The sequence below is a fragment of the Novosphingobium endophyticum genome, assembly GCF_014640675.1.
In the GTDB taxonomy this organism is placed as follows: Bacteria; Pseudomonadota; Alphaproteobacteria; order Sphingomonadales; family Sphingomonadaceae; genus Novosphingobium; species Novosphingobium endophyticum.
In genome coordinates, this window is the sequence record NZ_BMHK01000001.1 from 265,585 (window position 1) to 281,742 (window position 16,158).

The 16,158-nt window shown below is 64.9% G+C and carries 20 protein-coding genes; 17 read left to right on the forward strand and 3 right to left on the reverse strand.

Annotation, left to right across the window (positions count from 1 at the left end; all coding sequences use genetic code 11):
• Positions 1-7: 7 nt before the first annotated feature.
• Complete coding sequence (gene cobS, locus IEX32_RS01190; protein WP_188767384.1) at positions 8-1,000, reverse strand: cobaltochelatase subunit CobS; 993 nt, start codon at positions 998-1,000, stop codon at positions 8-10.
• Positions 1,001-1,063: 63 nt separating this feature from the next.
• Positions 1,064-1,783: a winged helix-turn-helix transcriptional regulator gene (locus tag IEX32_RS01195; protein WP_188767386.1), complete on the reverse strand. Its 720-nt coding sequence runs from the start codon at positions 1,781-1,783 to the stop codon at positions 1,064-1,066.
• Between the two features lie 69 nt (positions 1,784-1,852).
• Here IEX32_RS01195 and IEX32_RS01200 point away from each other — a divergent pair, with 69 nt between their 5' ends.
• The 9 genes from IEX32_RS01200 (at position 1,853) to IEX32_RS01240 (ending at position 7,278) form a co-directional block, all read left to right on the forward strand.
• A complete protein-coding gene (locus tag IEX32_RS01200) occupies positions 1,853-2,281 on the forward strand; it encodes a VOC family protein (RefSeq protein WP_188767388.1) in 429 nt (142 codons plus the stop codon).
• Between the two features lie 26 nt (positions 2,282-2,307).
• Positions 2,308-2,973: a glutathione S-transferase family protein gene (locus IEX32_RS01205; protein WP_188767390.1), complete on the forward strand. Its 666-nt coding sequence runs from the start codon at positions 2,308-2,310 to the stop codon at positions 2,971-2,973.
• A gap of 38 nt (positions 2,974-3,011) precedes the next feature.
• Complete coding sequence (locus IEX32_RS21160; protein WP_188767392.1) at positions 3,012-3,779, forward strand: DUF1428 domain-containing protein; 768 nt, start codon at positions 3,012-3,014, stop codon at positions 3,777-3,779.
• Positions 3,780-3,782: 3 nt separating this feature from the next.
• A complete protein-coding gene (locus IEX32_RS01215; protein ID WP_188767394.1) occupies positions 3,783-4,583 on the forward strand; it encodes a VOC family protein in 801 nt (266 codons plus the stop codon).
• Positions 4,584-4,659: 76 nt separating this feature from the next.
• Positions 4,660-5,286, forward strand: coding sequence for a glutathione S-transferase family protein (locus IEX32_RS01220; RefSeq protein WP_188767396.1), 627 nt, complete (start codon positions 4,660-4,662; stop codon positions 5,284-5,286).
• Positions 5,283-5,771 (forward strand): VOC family protein, encoded by a 489-nt coding sequence (locus IEX32_RS01225; protein WP_188767398.1) that lies wholly within the window; start codon positions 5,283-5,285, stop codon positions 5,769-5,771. Before IEX32_RS01220 ends, IEX32_RS01225 begins: the two co-directional genes overlap by 4 nt.
• Positions 5,768-6,154: a VOC family protein gene (locus IEX32_RS01230; RefSeq protein ID WP_188767400.1), complete on the forward strand. Its 387-nt coding sequence runs from the start codon at positions 5,768-5,770 to the stop codon at positions 6,152-6,154. The genes IEX32_RS01225 and IEX32_RS01230 overlap by 4 nt, the downstream gene beginning before the upstream one ends.
• The gene (locus tag IEX32_RS01235) at positions 6,151-6,804 is read left to right on the forward strand and encodes a glutathione S-transferase family protein (RefSeq protein ID WP_188767402.1); all 654 of its coding nucleotides are present in this window, start codon (positions 6,151-6,153) and stop codon (positions 6,802-6,804) included. Before IEX32_RS01230 ends, IEX32_RS01235 begins: the two co-directional genes overlap by 4 nt.
• Positions 6,805-6,825: 21 nt before the next feature.
• Positions 6,826-7,278, forward strand: a complete 453-nt coding sequence (locus tag IEX32_RS01240) for an SRPBCC family protein (RefSeq protein ID WP_188767404.1) — start codon at positions 6,826-6,828, stop codon at positions 7,276-7,278.
• 13 nt (positions 7,279-7,291) lie between these two features.
• Here IEX32_RS01240 and IEX32_RS01245 read toward each other — a convergent pair whose 3' ends face one another.
• Entirely contained in the window at positions 7,292-7,882 is a 591-nt protein-coding gene (locus IEX32_RS01245) for a J domain-containing protein (RefSeq protein WP_188767407.1), read from the reverse strand.
• A gap of 39 nt (positions 7,883-7,921) precedes the next feature.
• On the opposite strand from IEX32_RS01245, the gene IEX32_RS01250 reads away from it, so the two are divergent.
• The 8 genes from IEX32_RS01250 to IEX32_RS01285 all read left to right on the forward strand — a co-directional run bounded on the left by IEX32_RS01250 (position 7,922) and on the right by IEX32_RS01285 (position 16,131).
• Positions 7,922-8,194 (forward strand): BolA family protein, encoded by a 273-nt coding sequence (locus IEX32_RS01250; RefSeq protein ID WP_188767409.1) that lies wholly within the window; start codon positions 7,922-7,924, stop codon positions 8,192-8,194.
• 98 nt (positions 8,195-8,292) lie between these two features.
• A complete protein-coding gene (gene hisG / locus IEX32_RS01255) occupies positions 8,293-8,949 on the forward strand; it encodes an ATP phosphoribosyltransferase (protein ID WP_188767413.1) in 657 nt (218 codons plus the stop codon).
• Entirely contained in the window at positions 8,949-10,238 is a 1,290-nt protein-coding gene (gene hisD, locus IEX32_RS01260) for a histidinol dehydrogenase (protein ID WP_188767415.1), read from the forward strand. The genes hisG and hisD overlap by 1 nt, the downstream gene beginning before the upstream one ends.
• Complete coding sequence (nusB, locus tag IEX32_RS01265) at positions 10,235-10,678, forward strand: transcription antitermination factor NusB (RefSeq protein WP_188767417.1); 444 nt, start codon at positions 10,235-10,237, stop codon at positions 10,676-10,678. Before hisD ends, nusB begins: the two co-directional genes overlap by 4 nt.
• A gap of 40 nt (positions 10,679-10,718) precedes the next feature.
• The gene (gene thiL / locus IEX32_RS01270; RefSeq protein ID WP_188767419.1) at positions 10,719-11,687 is read left to right on the forward strand and encodes a thiamine-phosphate kinase; all 969 of its coding nucleotides are present in this window, start codon (positions 10,719-10,721) and stop codon (positions 11,685-11,687) included.
• A gap of 155 nt (positions 11,688-11,842) precedes the next feature.
• Positions 11,843-13,939, forward strand: a complete 2,097-nt coding sequence (locus IEX32_RS01275) for a sodium-translocating pyrophosphatase (protein WP_188767421.1) — start codon at positions 11,843-11,845, stop codon at positions 13,937-13,939.
• A gap of 183 nt (positions 13,940-14,122) precedes the next feature.
• Positions 14,123-15,295, forward strand: coding sequence for a GNAT family N-acetyltransferase (locus IEX32_RS01280; protein ID WP_188767423.1), 1,173 nt, complete (start codon positions 14,123-14,125; stop codon positions 15,293-15,295).
• Positions 15,292-16,131: a cupin domain-containing protein gene (locus IEX32_RS01285; RefSeq protein WP_188767425.1), complete on the forward strand. Its 840-nt coding sequence runs from the start codon at positions 15,292-15,294 to the stop codon at positions 16,129-16,131. Before IEX32_RS01280 ends, IEX32_RS01285 begins: the two co-directional genes overlap by 4 nt.
• The last annotated feature ends 27 nt before the right edge of the window (positions 16,132-16,158 follow it).

Below are 16,158 nucleotides of genomic sequence, written 5' to 3' on the forward strand. Positions count from 1 at the left end.
TGACGCTTCACACCTTGCCGACCACGCTTTCCGGCAAGTCCGTGCCGAACACGCGCTGGTAGTACTCGGCCACCATCATGCGCTCGGTCTCGTCGCACTTGTTGAGGAAGGTGAGGCGGAAGGCGAAGCCGACATCCTTGAAAATCTCGGTATTCTGCGCCCAGGTAATCACCGAACGCGGGCTCATCACCGTCGAGATGTCGCCGTTCATGAAGCCCTGGCGCGAGAAGTCGGCAACCTTGACCATGTCGGCGATCGTCTTGGGGTCGACGCCCGGAACCTTCTTGTGGACGATGTCGACCTCGACCTCTTCTGGCAGGTAGTTGAGGCCCACGACGATGTTCCAGCGGTCCATCTGGCCCTGGTTGATCTGCTGCGTGCCGTGATACAGGCCCGAGGTGTCGCCGAGACCAACGGTGTTGGCGGTCGAAAAGAGGCGGAAATACTTGTCCGGCCGGATCACGCGGTTCTGATCGAGCAGCGTCAGCTTGCCCTCGGTCTCGAGAATGCGCTGGATCACGAACATCACGTCCGGACGGCCCGCGTCGTACTCGTCGAACACCAGCGCTACCGGGTGCTGCAGCGCCCAGGGCAGCAGGCCTTCACGGAACTCGGTGACCTGAAGCCCGTCGCGCAGGACGATCGCGTCGCGTCCGATCAGGTCGATGCGGCTGATATGCGCGTCGAGGTTGATGCGGATGCACGGCCACTTGAGCCGCGCGGCGACCTGCTCGATGTGAGTCGACTTGCCCGTTCCGTGATAGCCCTGGATCATGACGCGGCGGTTGAAGGCAAAGCCGGCCAGGATCGCCAGCGTCGTGTCCGGATCGAATACGTAGGCCTCGTCGATATCGGGCACGCGCTCGTCCGCCTCGGAAAACGCGGGCACTTTCATGTCGATATCGATTCCGAACATTTCGCGGACATCGATCTCCGTGTCGGGAGCGGCAAGGCGCGTGGAATCGCGACGATCGTTCTTGATGATGGCAGAGTCAGTCATTGCGAAACCCGCCTAAAGGACCCGGCGCTGCACCGCAATAAGGTTTGCGGCCAGGGTCACCCGTCAGGCAGTACACTTCGCCGGCAGCGAGAACAGATCGATGAAACGCCGGGCCAAGGCGGGATCGCCCTCGATCGCCAGCCTGCCCCCCGCTTCCTCGGGGCTGACCTTGCCGTAGAACACGGGCAGGAAATCCACCGCTTCCGGTGCGGTAAAGCGCAAGTCGGGCGATGCCATCCCCTCACCAACGGGATGGATGGCAAGGTCACCCTCGCGCAGCCGGCCGGCGAAATGCTGATCGCCGACATCGAAAGCTATCCAGAGCTCCATTCCCTCGGTCTTGTTTGTGTCCAGCATGGTGCGCAGCGAGAGCATCAGCGCCACCGGCGTCAGCGGCAGCGCGGGATCATGCAGCGGAGAGCGAACGGCCCAGCGGCCCAGTTCCTGCAGAACGGGCTCCAGCGCCCTTCCCCATTCCGTCAGGCCATAGACTTGCGCCGCGACAGGCGGCTTGCGCCAGGAACGTTCCACAATGCCGGTCGCCTCAAGCGTTTCCAGCCGTTCGGTCAGGACCTTCGCGCTGAGGTTCGGCAGAGCCGCGCGCAGTTCGCTGAAGCGCCGCGCGCCCAGCATCATCTCGCGGACAATCAGCAGCGACCAGCGCTCTCCGATAAGCTCCATCGCGAAAGCCGCTCCGCAGGCGTCATCGTACCACCTGCCGTGTGGAGTTTCAGCTCCGTCCATCGCCGATTTCGACCCTTTGGTATCTTTTTGTAACTTCATGGTTGCTTTTTGTAACCCACAACAGCATCGTTTCGCAAGATCGATTCGCACCGACGATGGAGACGTAACTTGAGCCGAATGATTTTCGTGAACCTGCCCGTGGCCGATCTGGCAGGGTCGAAAGCCTTCTACGAAGCACTGGGCTTTGTGAACAATCCGCAGTTCAGCGACGATACCGCCGCCTGCATGGTCTGGTCGGACACGATCTTCGTCATGATCCTGACGCATGAGAAATGGGCGACATTCACCAGTCGCCCCATCCCCGACACCGGCTCGAGCGAGGTCATGCTCTGCCTTTCGTGCGAGAGCCGCGCGGATGTGAACCGCCTCACCGATACAGCGGGCGGCCATGGCGGCACGGCAGACATCAATCCGCAACAGGACCATGGCTTCATGATGAGCCGCAGCTTCGCCGATCCCGACGGGCACGTCTGGGAAGTGATGTGGATGGATCCGGCCGTAGCGTCGGGTGAAGCACCCGCCGAAGAGGCAGCCTGAACAACACTCGAAGGAGAAAAGCCGAGATGCCCGTCGATCAAACCGCCACCACTCTCGTCACCGGCTTCGACAACGTACCGGCTTTCGCCCGTGGCCTGGTACGCGATCTGCGCGTCCGCTGGGCGCTGGAGGAGATGGGTCGTACCTACTGCCCGCAGCTCTTGGACGCCTTCGCTCCCCGGCCTGAGGGATACCGCGACTGGCAGCCCTTCGGCCAAGTTCCGGCCTTCGCCGAGGGCGACCTGCGCCTGTTCGAAAGCGGCGCGATCCTGCTCTACCTCGGCGAGCAGGATGAACGCCTGCTTCCTCGTGACCCGGCCGGTCGGTGGGCGGCAACGAGTTGGCTGATCGCGGCGCTCAACAGCGTCGAGCCGATGACCATGCAAATCGTCAATCTCGATGTGTTCCAGGCGGGCCAGCCCTGGACCAGGGACGCGCGCCCCTCCGCCGTGGAGATGGTGCGAGCCCGCCTCGCAAGCACCGAGAATGCCTTGGGAGACAAGGACTGGCTCGCCGGCCCGTTCTCGGTGGCCGACATCATGATGGTCACGGTCTTGCGCAATCTCGACCATACCGACATCCTCGCAGGGTTCCCGGCGCTTTCGGCCTACAAGGCGCGGGGAGAGGCCCGACCGGCGTTCCGGCAAGCGCTTGCGGACCAGTCAGCCGGATACGTCGAGCAGGCGGCCTAGACATACCCGACGCTTCTTACCCCCTAAGGAGGCTTACCATGACTTACGTAGACGGATTCGTGATCGCGGTTCCCACCGCGAACAAGGACAGGTTTCTCAAGCACGCCAACCTCGGCGACCCGGTCTTCATGGATCACGGTGCCACGCGGGTCGTCGAATGCTGGCAGGACAATGTCGAGAAGGGTCATACAACCGACTTCTTCGGCGCCGTCGACTGCCAGGAAGGCGAGTCGGTCGTCTTCAGCTGGATCGAATGGCCCGGCAAGGACGAGCGGCAGGCAGTAATGGGCCGGATGGATGAACTCGCCAAATCCGACGACCGCTTCAATCCCGAAAAGAATCCCGCCCCGTTCGACGGCAAGCGCATGATCTACGGCGGCTTTGCACCCATCGTCGAGGAAGGCGAATCTGTCGCCGGAGGCTATGTCCAGGGATTCATCGTCCCGGTCCCGGAGGGCAACAAGGAGGCCTATCGTGAAGCGGCGATGGCGATGTGGGACATCATGAAGGACTACGGCGCCAGCCGGGTCATCGAAGCCTGGCAGGACGATGTTCCGGAAGGCAAGCAGACCGACTTCTTCCGCTCGGTCAAGGCCGAGCCCGGCGAGATCGTTGTCTTCTCATTCGTCGAATGGTCCTCACGCGAGGCCTGCGACGGCGCGCACGAGAAGATGATGCAGGACGAGCGGATGAAGAAGTTCATGGGCGAGAACCCGGACGCGAAACCGCCGTTCGACGGCAAGCGCATGGTCTACGGCGGTTTCCGGCCTGTCGTCGAACTGACCAGATCCAGCGTGGGAGCATGACCCATGACTGATTGCCCGGCAAATTTCATCTGGTACGAGCTCATGACCACCGACCCCGACGCGGCGGCGGAGTTCTATGGCTCCGTTGTCGGTTGGAACATCGCGGCACAGCCTTCGCCCGAAGCGGGGGGAATGGACTACCGCATGATCGAGCGTTCGGACGGCGGCATGGCCGGTGGTGTCTTCAGGCTGACCGAAGAAATGGCGTCCGGCGGAGCCCGGCCATGCTGGATGCCCTATCTCTACACGCCCGATGTCGATGCCGAAATCGCCGCGATCGAGAAGGAGGGCGGCAAGGCGCTGATGCCCGCAACCGACCTGCCGGTCGGCCGCATCGCCATGGTCGCCGACCCGCAGGGCGTACCGATCTACATCATGACCCCCGTGCCGCCCGAAGGGAAACAGGACGCCCCCAGCGACGTCTTCTCGGAAACGGAGGCAGAGCGCGTGCGCTGGAACGAACTGACCAGCCCGGACCAGGACGCCTCGATGGCCTTCTACGCCCGGCACTTCGGCTTCGAATTCAATGAGAAGATGCCGATGGGCGAAATGGGCGATTACTGCTTCATCCATCACCGCGGCACGCGCCTCGGCGCCGTCTCGCCGCAAACGAACGCGCAGCAGCCGGCCATGTGGCTGTTCTTTTTCGGTGTGCCCTCGATCCTGGAGGCGAAGGCGAGGATCGAGGCCGACGGCGGGAGGGTGATGATGGGTCCGATGGAGGTTCCCGGCGGCGACTGGATCGTCATCGCAGGCGATCCTCAAGGAGCGCCGTTCGGGCTGGTGGGCCCGAAAGGCGGATGAGCGAATAGTCATTGACGCGGACCTCATGTTCTACGCATGTTCCGCATCAACCGCCTGTCCTTGAGGAGAGTGGATCGTGGCCGACTATACCTTCTATACCAACCCCATGTCGCGCGGGCAGATCGCCCGCTGGGCACTCCACGAAGCGCGCGCGGCTTACGATCAGGTCCTCGTCGACTGGAAGGCCAAGCCGGCCGGGTTCCTCGCCGCCAATCCCATGGGCAAGGTACCCACGCTCGTCCACCACGCGGAGGATGGCGACCGGATCGTGACCGAGGCGGCCGCGATCTGCCTCTACCTCGCCGAGATGCATCCCGAAGCCGGACTCCTGCCGAACGATGCCGAGATGGCCGACTACTACCGCTGGACCTTCTTCGCCGCCGGCCCGGTGGAGCAGGCGATCACATCCCGCAACTTCAGGTTCGAGCCGTCGCCCGAACAGGAGGGTATGGCCGGCTGGGGCAGCTTCGATCGTACGATAGGCACTCTCGAAGCGCATCTTGACGGAAGCAAATGGGTGTGCGGAGACCGCTTCACAATGGCCGACGTCTATGTCGGCAGCACGGTCGACTGGGGCCTCAATTTCGGCATCATGCCCCCCCGCCGCGCTTTCGTCGGCTATGCCGAGCGCGTGCAGAACCGCGCCGCCTACAAGGCCGCCAAGGCCATCGACAACACGCTGATCGCGGAGATGAAGAAATGAACCCGAAGAACCGCGTCTGCCTCTGGTTCAATCACGATGCCGAAGAGGCCGCGAATTTCTATGCCGAAACCTTTCCGGACACACGGATCGAATCGATCATACGGGCGCCCGGAGACTATCCCGGCGGCGATGAGGGCAAAGTGCTCGTGGTGGAGTTCACCTGCGTGGGCATCCCGGCGATGGGCCTGAACGGCGGCCCGGAGTTTTCGCATTCGGAAGCGTTCTCGTTCCAGGTCGTCACCGAGGATCAGGACGAGACGGACCGTTACTGGAACGCCATCGTCGAGGGCGGCGGGCAGGAAAGCATGTGCGGCTGGTGCAAGGACAAGTGGGGGCTCTCATGGCAGATCACCCCGCGCCAGCTTCTGGACGTCTACAACGATCCGGACCCGGCGGCGACGAAGCGCGCCTTCGACGCGATGATGACGATGCGAAAGATCGACATTGCCACTATCGAGGCAGCACGCGCGGGAGAGCCGGCGTGAGCGTTCAGCTCAACCATACGATCGTGTGGTGCACCGATCGCTTTCGTTCGGCCGATTTCCTGGCGGAAGTGTTCGGATTGCCCGAACCGAAGGACCTCTTTCACTTCCGCGTGGTGGAGGTCGCGAACGGCGTCTCGCTGGATTTCGCGGAAAAGGAAGGAGCCATCGCGCCCCAGCATTACGCCTTCCTGGTCAGCGAGCAGGAATTCGATGCGGTCATAGAGAAGATCAGGGCGAAGAGCCTGCAATACTGGGCCGATCCTGCCCGCAAGCACCCCGGCGAGATCAACCACAACGACGGCGGCCGCGGCGTCTATTTCGAAGGCCCCGATGGGCATTTCCTGGAAGCGCTGACAGTGCCTTATGGGGGATGGAAGGCATGACGCTGGCGCTCTACGGTCATCCATTCTCCTCATACACCTGGAAGGCGCTCATCCCCCTCTACGCCTACGACGTGGCATTCGAGTTCCGCATCGTCGACGCCGACCATCCAGAGAACGTCTCGGTTGTCCAGTCCGCCGGTCCGCTCGGGAAGTTTCCGGTACTTCAGGACGGCGAAAACCTGCTGTTCGAAGCGACCACGATCATCGACTACATTGCCCGGCACCACACGGGCGAAGGCACGCTGATCCCTGACGATCCGGACGCCGCGATCGGGATGCGCATGCTCGACCGGGTCTTCGACAATTATGTCATGAATTCGATGCAGATTGTCGTGGATGAATACCTGTGCAATGCCGAAAGTCCCGACATGGCGCGGTGCGGGGAAGCCCGGGCGCGGCTCGAGAAAACCTACGCCTGGCTCGAGGACTGGCTGCGCTTCTATCCTCCGATGGATCATGTGACGCTGATCGAATGCGCGGCGTCGCCTTCGCTGTTCTATGCCGACTGGGTTCACCCGATTTCCGACAAATTCCCCCGGCTCAGGAGCTGGCGGGCGCATCTCCTGCAGCTTCGCCCCGTCGCCCGGTGTGTGGAGGATGCCCGCCCCTACCGCCCCTTCTTTCCGCTCGGCGCCCCCGACCGAGACTGACCACCCCCAGGAGAGATCAGCATGCCCGACACGAACAAGGAGCTTTCGGTCACCCGCTTCATCGCGGCACCCCCGGCGAAGGTCTGGGAGATCATGACGAACCGGCAAGAGGAATGGTGGTGCCCTGTCCCGTGGCGCGCCGAGATCGACGAGCAGGACAAGCGCCCCGGGGGCGCCTCCAACATGACCTTCCACGGACCCGACGGCGAAAGGGAGCCACAGAACGGCATCTACCTCGCCTTTGATGAAGGTCGCCGCTTCGCCACTACGGACGCGGTGACCAGCAACCTTGAGCCCTCCGGCCCTTTCATGATCGGCATCTGGGAAATCACGCCCGAGGGTGACGGCACCCGCTACACCGCGCGCGCCCGGCACTGGCGGGACGAGGATCGCAAGACCCACGAGGAAATGGGCTTCGTGGAAGGCTGGGGCGCATGCGCCGATCAGCTCAAAGCGCTCTGCGAGGCGGAATGATGCCCGCTCGGCGTCAGGCGAAGGCAGCCGCCTTCCTCAGCAACTGATACGCCTCCACGACGATCTGCAACCGCCGTTCATGGCTCCGGTCGCCGCCGTTGTGGTCGGGGTGATACTTTCGCAGCAGCAGCGTGTAGCGCTGACGCAGGCCCTTGCGGTCGACATCGCCGTCCAGCCCCAGCACGTCGAGCGCGCGCCGCTCGTTCGGGGTGAAGCGGTGGTTCCCGGGCTTCATGTCCGCCCGCCGGCGCTTCACATGGGCCTGCGCCCTGCCGCTGATAGCCTCCAGCGGATCGGAAAAGTCCGCCCAGCGCGGAACATCGTCCACGCCCGCATCCGGCCGGAAGGCGCGGGTCTGCGTGTTCCAGCCATAGAGCGGCGACTGGGCGCGCAGAATCTCCTCCGCCTCCATGCCTTCGAAGAAATCGTAGCCCGAATTGAACTCGCGCACGTGTTCAAGGCAGAACCAGCGATAGTCGCCCGGGCCGTCAAAGCCGGACGGCCTCGGCCCCGGCGCCCGGAATTCGCCCGCCTCCTCGCACCCCGGCCAATGGCATTCGCGTCCCCGGGATTCGTATCGTCCATGAAATCTGCTGTACTTCACCGGCTTCAAGATGGAGGCACTTGCGCCTAAATGGAAGCCATGACTGGAACCATCACACAGGAAATGCGGCAACTGCTGGACACCGCATTTGCCCCGACCCGCCTCGATATCATCAACGATTCCGCCAGCCACAGCGGCCATTCGGGCGACGATGGCAGCGGCGAATCGCACTTCACCATCGAGATCGAGAGCGCGAGGTTCGCCGGCGCTTCACGCCTGCAGCGCCAGCGAATGGTCAACGCCGCGCTGGGCGACATCCCGGGCAACCGCGTCCACGCCGTCGCCATCAAGGCGCGAGCGCCGGGGGAGTAAGACCCCGTCATCCCGGAGCAGGTCCGGGATGACGACGGTTGTCTTCGCCGTCCATCGCGTGTTGCCCTTTCACCTTAGCGCGCCTAAATGCGCGCCCTATGCCTCAACCGCTGACATTCGCCGTGCCCAAGGGCCGTATCCTCGACGAGGCGTTGCCGCTGATGGCACGCGCCGGTGTGGTGCCCGACGCGGAGTTCCACGACAAGAAATCGCGCGCGCTTTCCTTCGCCTGTGAAGACAGCGACATGCGCCTGATCCGGGTGCGCGCCTTCGATGTCGCGACATTCGTGGCGCATGGTGCGGCGCAGGTCGGCATCGTCGGATCGGACGTGGTCGAGGAATTCAACTATTCGGACCTCTACGCGCCTGTCGATCTCGACATCGGCCATTGTCGCCTGTCGGTCGCCGAGCCGGTGGGAGATGTTGGCGGGCCGCCGCCCTCGCACCTGCGTATCGCCAGCAAGTATCCCAACCTCACTCGCCGTCATTTCGAGAAGCTGGGTGTGCAGGCCGAAGTGGTCAAGCTCAACGGTGCGATGGAACTGGCGCCCTCGCTGGGCCTGTCGAGCCGGATCGTCGATCTCGTTTCCACCGGACGCACGCTCAAGGAGAACGGCCTTGTCGAAACGAGCCGCATCCTCGATATTTCCGCGCGTCTGATCGTCAACCGCGCCGCGCTCAAGACCGACGAGCGTGTTGCCGCGCTGGTGGAGCGCTTCCGCGCCCTCGTCGCCGAAGAGAAGGCGGCCGCCTGATGCTGCGCCTGTCGACGAGGGACGCCGGCTTCGACGAAGCCTTTCGGCAGGTCGTTGCCGACCGCCGGGAGAGCGCCGTCGACGTTGCCAGGGACGTTGCGGACATCCTGGCCGCAGTGCGCGAACGCGGCGATGCGGCGGTCGCCGACTATACGCGTCGCTTCGACCGCCATGACCTCGACGAAAGCGGTTGGCGGATCGACGCCGAAGATTGCCGCGCGGCCTTCGCAGCGCTGAAACCCGAACTGCGCGAAGCGCTCGAACTCGCCGCCGCGCGCATTCGCGCGTACCACGCGGCCCAGCTTCCCGAGGACCGGGATTATGTTGACGAGGCCGGCGTGCGCCTCGGCGCGATCTGGCGCGCGGTCGATGCCGCGGGGCTCTACGTTCCTGGCGGGCGAGCAGCCTATCCCTCGTCGCTGCTGATGAACGCCATTCCCGCCAGGGTCGCGGGCGTGGAGCGGCTGGTCGTGGTCACCCCGACACCGGGGGGCGAGGTCAATCCACTGGTCCTCGCCGCCGCGCACCTTGCCGCTGTCGACGAAGTCTGGCGCGTGGGCGGTGCCCATGCCGTGGGCGCGCTCGCCTATGGAACGGACAGGATCGCCCCGGTCGACGTCATCACCGGCCCCGGCAATGCCTGGGTCGCGGAAGCCAAGCGCCAGCTTTACGGCGTCGTGGGCATCGACATGGTGGCCGGCCCCAGCGAAATCCTCGTCATCGCCGATGCGAAGAACGAGCCGCGCCGCATCGCCGCCGACCTGCTCAGCCAGGCCGAGCACGACCCGACCTCGCAGTCGATCCTCATTACCGACGATGCCGCCTTTGCCGATGCGGTGGCGCGTGCGGTCGAAACCGAACTTGCCGCCCTCGCGACTGCCGAAACCGCGCGCGCGAGCTGGAACGACAACGGCGTCATCATCGACGTGACCAGCTTCGACGAGGCTCCCGCGCTCGCCAATGCGCTGGCCGCCGAGCACGTGGAGATCGCCACGGACGAGCCCGAAACACTGATGCGCGCGATCCGCCACGCAGGATCGGTGTTTCTCGGCCGCATGACGCCGGAAGCCGTGGGCGACTACGTCGCAGGCCCCAACCACGTCCTGCCCACCGGGCGCCGCGCGCGGTTCTCGTCCGGCCTTTCGGTACTGGACTTCATGAAGCGCACCAGCTTCATCCAGCTCGATCAGGCGGCGCTAGAGGCCATCGGCCCCGCCGCCGTGGCCCTTGCCGACGCGGAAGGGCTCCCCGCGCATGCGCGCTCGATACAAGTAAGGCTCGGCCAATGACCAGTTCCAAGAAGGCGCGCGCCGCCGCCCGCCTCGCCGCGGTGCAGGCGCTCTACCAGCACGACATGGAAGGCACTCCCGCCGCCACGCTGCTCGACGAATTCCACCGGCACCGTCTCGGCATGGAAATCGATGAAGACCGGTACGCCAAGGCCGAAACCGCATTTTTCGACGATATCGTGAAGGGCGTGATCGCCCGTCGCGGCGAGATCGATGAACGCATCACCGGCAAGCTCGCGCAAGGCTGGTCGATCGCCCGTCTCGACAAGACCATGCTCCAGATCCTGCGCTGCGGCGCCTTCGAACTCATGGCCCGCGCCGACGTGCCCACAGGCGCCGCGATCAGCGAATATGTCGACGTCGCGCACGCCTTCTTCGACGAACGCGAGGCCAAGTTCGTCAACGGCGTGCTGGACGCCGTCGCCAAGGCGGTGCGCTGACCCTCTCGACTTGCCGACACCGGATCGCCATGGTCGGGGCGTGACCAGTGAATTCGCCTTCATCGAAGCCCTGCGCGCCATCGCCACCAATCCGGCCGCGCGCGGTCTTGCCGACGATGCGGCGGTGATCGAGATCGGCGGCGAGACGCTGGTCCTCACCATGGACACGATCGTCGAGACCGTGCACTGCCTGCCCGGCGATCCGGCAGCGGATGTGGCATGGAAGCTCGTGGCGGTAAACGTGTCGGACCTTGCCGCCAAGGGCGCGGAGCCGGTCGGCTGCCTCGTTTCCTATGCGCTTGGCGACGAGGAATGGGATCACGGCTTCCTTGAGGGACTTCAGCAGGCCGCGACCCACTTCGCCATTCCCCTGCTCGGCGGCGACACCGTCCGCATGCCACAAGGCGCCCCGCGCAGCTTTTCGCTGACTGCCATCGGGCGCGGCCCCAAGGGCTGCGCGATACCGTCCCGCTGCGGAGCCAAGCCCGGCGACCGGGTGTGGGTGAGCGGGACGATAGGCGATGCCGGCCTCGGCCTTGCGATCCTCTCGGGACATCGGTTCGCCGCAAGGTCGGACCCCGTGACCGCCGACTGGCTTGTCCGGCGCTATCGCCGCCCTGCCCCGGACGTTGTCCTGGGGATCGCCCTGGCGCCTCATGTGACGGCGATGATGGATGTTTCGGACGGCCTGCTCGTCGATAGCCGCCGCATGGCTGAGGCAAGCGGGGCCGGCATCGTCATATCCGTGGAATCGGTCCCGCTGTCAGATGCGCATCGCGAGGTCGCGGGGCAGGATCTTGACGCGCGCTTGGCGGCAATGACGGCCGGCGACGACTATTGCCTGCTGTTCACCGCTCCGCCCCAGCGAACCGCGCAAATTCGTAAGGCCGCGGCCGGGCTCGGCTGCGAGGTCAGTGCCATCGGCAGCGTCGGAGGAGGCGCGGGACTGGCCCTGGTTCACAATGGCGAGCCAATACCGCTTCCCGGACACCTCGGCTACCAACACTGATCTCGCTGCGGCGCAAGCACCGCGGCACCCTTTGCGACTTGCCGACAACCTGCGGATAAGTCGCTTGCCAGCCTTGATTCTTGTCTATAGCCCTTGCGCCTTCGAACGGGAAAACCCGTCGAAATAGCGAACTCACATTGGGAAGGGGGCGTTACGTGAACCTAGTCACGATCGCAATTGTCCTGGGGCTGCTGGCCATCGTCTATGGCCTGGTCACCAGTCGTCAGGTGCTGGGCTCTCCAGCCGGCAACGAGAAAATGCAGGAAATCGCAGCCGCCATCCAGGAAGGCGCTCAGGCGTACCTGAAGCGGCAGTATTCGACGATCGCGCTGGTCGGCGTCGTCGTCGCCATCATCATCGCCGTGACCCTGACCTGGGTTTCGGCGCTCGGCTTCGTGATCGGCGCGATCCTTTCGGGCGCCACCGGCTTCATCGGCATGAACATCTCGGTGCGCGCGAACGTGCGCACGGCCGCCGCGGCCCAGACGGGGCTGCAGCCGGGGCTGACACTGGCATTCAGGGCCGGCGCGATCACCGGCATGCTGGTGGCGGGCCTTGCCCTGCTCGCGATCTCGGTATTCTACTGGTACCTGACGGGTCCGGCCGGCCACACTGTCGGCGGTGAGGACCGCACCGTGGTAGAGGCGCTGACCGCCCTTGCCTTCGGCGCCTCCCTGATCTCGATCTTCGCGCGCCTTGGCGGCGGCATCTTCACCAAGGCCGCTGACGTCGGCGCCGACCTCGTCGGCAAGGTCGAGGCCGGCATTCCCGAGGACGATCCCCGCAACCCGGCCGTCATCGCAGACAACGTAGGCGACAACGTGGGCGACTGCGCCGGCATGGCCGCCGACCTGTTCGAAACCTACGTCGTCACCGTCGGTGCCACCATGGTGCTCACCGCCCTGCTGCTGTCGACGGCGGACAACCTGATGGAAATGATGGCGCTTCCGCTGCTGATCGGCGGCGTGTGCATCGTTACCTCGATCATCGGCACCTACTTCGTGCGCCTCGGCAAATCGAACAATATCATGGGCGCAATGTACAAGGGTTTCCTGGTAACCGCGGTGCTGTCCATCCCGGCCATCTGGTTCGCCATGCAATATGCCCTGGGCAGCATGGAAGCACCGATCGCGGACACGGACTTCAACGGCCGTGTGCTGTTCTACTGCGCGCTTCTCGGCCTCGTCATCACCGGCCTCATCATCTGGATCACCGAATACTACACCGGCACCAATTACCGCCCGGTCAGGTCGATCGCCAAGGCCTCGGAAACCGGGCACGGCACCAACGTGATCCAGGGCCTCGCGATCAGCCTCGAGGCGACCGCGATGCCGACGATCGTGATCGTTGCCGGCATCATCGCGACTTACCAGCTCGCGGGCCTGCTCGGCATTGCCTATGCGGCTACCGCCATGCTGGCGCTGGCCGGCATGGTCGTCGCGCTGGACGCCTATGGCCCGGTCACCGACAATGCCGGCGGCATTGCCGAGATGGCCGGCCTCGACGACGCTGTTCGCGAAAAGACCGACGCGCTCGACGCGGTGGGCAACACCACCAAGGCGGTGACCAAGGGCTATGCGATCGGCTCGGCAGGCCTTGCCGCGCTGGTGCTCTTCGCCACCTACACGACCGACCTTCGCGAGTTCTTCCCGGGCCTGACGGTCGATTTCAGCCTGGAGAACCCCTACGTGATCGTGGGCCTGCTGCTCGGCGCGCTGCTGCCCTACCTGTTCGGCGCCATGGGCATGACCGCCGTGGGCCGCGCCGCCGGTGACGTCGTGATCGACGTGCGCGACCAGTTCCGCAACGATCCGGGCATCATGGCCGGAACCTCCAAGCCGGACTACGCCAAGACGGTGGACCTCGTCACCAAGGCGGCGATCAAGGAGATGATCATCCCCTCGCTGCTGCCGGTGCTGGCTCCGATCCTGGTCTACTTCGTGATCACCGCCGTCGCGGGCGACCCGGCGGCCGGCTTCGCGGCGCTGGGCGCACTGCTCCTCGGCGTGATCGTCAGCGGCCTGTTCGTCGCCATTTCGATGACTTCGGGCGGCGGTGCCTGGGACAATGCCAAGAAATACATCGAGGACGGCCACCACGGCGGCAAGGGCTCCGAGGCCCACAAGGCCGCGGTGACCGGCGATACCGTGGGCGATCCCTACAAGGACACCGCGGGTCCGGCGGTGAATCCGATGATCAAGATCACCAACATCGTCGCACTGCTGCTGCTGGCCGCTCTCGCGGCCGGCTGACGGCACCTTACCACTGACCTTGCAATGACCCCGCCGGTTCGCGCCGGCGGGGTTCTTCGTGCCCGTCGAGGAACTTCGCGCTGTTCGCCCGCTCGCGCCTCCCCGCCCCGTTAGTAATTCCTTGATGGTTAACCGCTAGGCCCGGCACGCAGCATTCCGCGCAACAACCGGACGTTCCCGAACGTGGCCAGCAAGGCAAAGGACGAAATCGCGCGTTCGGCGGCAGGTGTCGAAGCGGGCCTCGCGCATGTCCCCGAAGCCTCCCTGACCTGCGTTCCCTGGCGGGCGCTGGAGGCGGAGACGGACGCGTGGGACCGCCTTGCGCTCGATGCCGCCGAGCCCAATCCCTTTTTCGAAAGCTGGTACCTGCTGCCGTCCCTGCGCCACCTGCCGGATACCGGTGGGGTCAGGATACTGCGTTTCGAGCACGCCGGCCGGCTTGCGGGCCTGCTGCCGGTCGTACGCGCCGCGCGTTATTACCGCTGGCCCGTGCCGCAGATCGCGAGTTGGCTCCATGCCAACTGCTTTTGCGGCGTCCCTCTGGTGGCGCGGGGGTGCGAGGTGCCCTTCTGGCAGGCCGTGCTGAACTGGGCGGACGCGCACCCCGGCTCGGCCCTGTTCATGCACTTGCGCGGCATTGCCCTTGGCGGCCCGCTCCACAAGGCGCTTGAGGATGTCCTTGCCCGCGAAGGACGGCACGCCGGAACGGTCCACCTCGAAAAGCGCGCGATGCTGGCCTCGGACCTCTCACCCGAGGGCTACCTGGAAGTCTCGCTTTCGGGTAAGAAGCGCAAGGAGCTGCGACGGCAGGCGAAACGGCTGTCCGAAGAAGGCAAAGCCCTCTTTGCCCGCCGAACGGACGCTGCGGACATCGACAAGTGGTGCGACGATTTCCTCGTCCTCGAAGCCGCCGGCTGGAAAGGCAAGGCGGGCTCCGCGCTCGCCTGCAATGCGGGTACCGAGCGGATGTTTCGCGAAAGCATGGAAGGCGCGGCGCGGCGTGGACGCCTCGAACGGCTGACGCTGACGCTGGACGGCCGGCCGCTCGCCATGCTGGCGACCTTTCAGGCCCCGCCCGGCGCCTTCTCCTACAAGACCGCGTTCGACGAGCGCTTTGCCCGCTTTTCGCCCGGCGTGCTGCTGCAACGGGAGAATCTTGCCGTTCTGGAACGCCAGGACATCGCCTGGAGCGATAGCTGCGCATCGGCGGATCATCCCATGATCGATCACTTATGGCGCGAGCGAAGCCGTATCGGCCGCCTTTCCATCGCCATCGGCGGCCGTCTGCGCCGCTCCGTCTTCCGCCAGTTCGTGCGCGCCGAAACCGCGCGCAATCCCGCAGGGTTCGACCGATGACCATTTTTTCGCCGGAGGCGCGCGCCATGTTCGCCTCCCATTACCCCGAGACCCCGCACAAGCTCGTCCACACTCTCGGCGCTCACCCGCTGATGGAACTGGGGACCCTCGCCCGCCTTGCCGAGGCGCTGCCCGAGGCCTCGATCGAGTACAACGCCGGCAACCAGCCGATCGGGGTCAACGGCAAGCCGGCAGCCACCGGGATTCCCATCGGCGAAACGATCCGGCACATAGAGACCACCAATTCCTGGGCGGTGCTCAAGAACATCGAACAGCACGCGGCCTATGCCGCGCTGCTGTCCGATCTCCTGGACGAATTGCGCCCGGAAATCGAAGCCCGCACCGGGCGGATGCTGAAGACACAGGGTTTCGTCTTCGTGACTTCGGCCGGGGGCGTCACGCCCTATCACTTCGATCCCGAGCACAATATCCTGCTGCAGGTTCGCGGTTCGAAGGTGATGACGCAGTTTCCCGCCGGCAACCCCCGCTATGCGCCCGACGAGGCGCATGAGGCCTATCACACGGGCGGCGCGCGGGAACTGCGATGGCGCGACGATCTGCTCCCCGGCGGACGCGAATTTCCCCTGGCAGCCGGAGAGGCCCTGTTCGTACCCGTCATGGCCCCGCATTTCGTGCGCAACGGCCCCGAGCCTTCGGTTTCCCTGTCGATCACCTGGCGTTCGGAATGGAGCTTCGCGGAAGCGGACGCCCGGACTTTCAACGGCTTGCTGCGCAGATTCGGACTGCGCCCGCGAAGCCCCGGCCGCTGGCCAGCGCGCAATCTGGCCAAAGCCTATGGCTGGCGTGCCATGCGAAGGCTTGGTGTACGGGTCTGATTAACGATTGATAACCGTTCGCAAGTG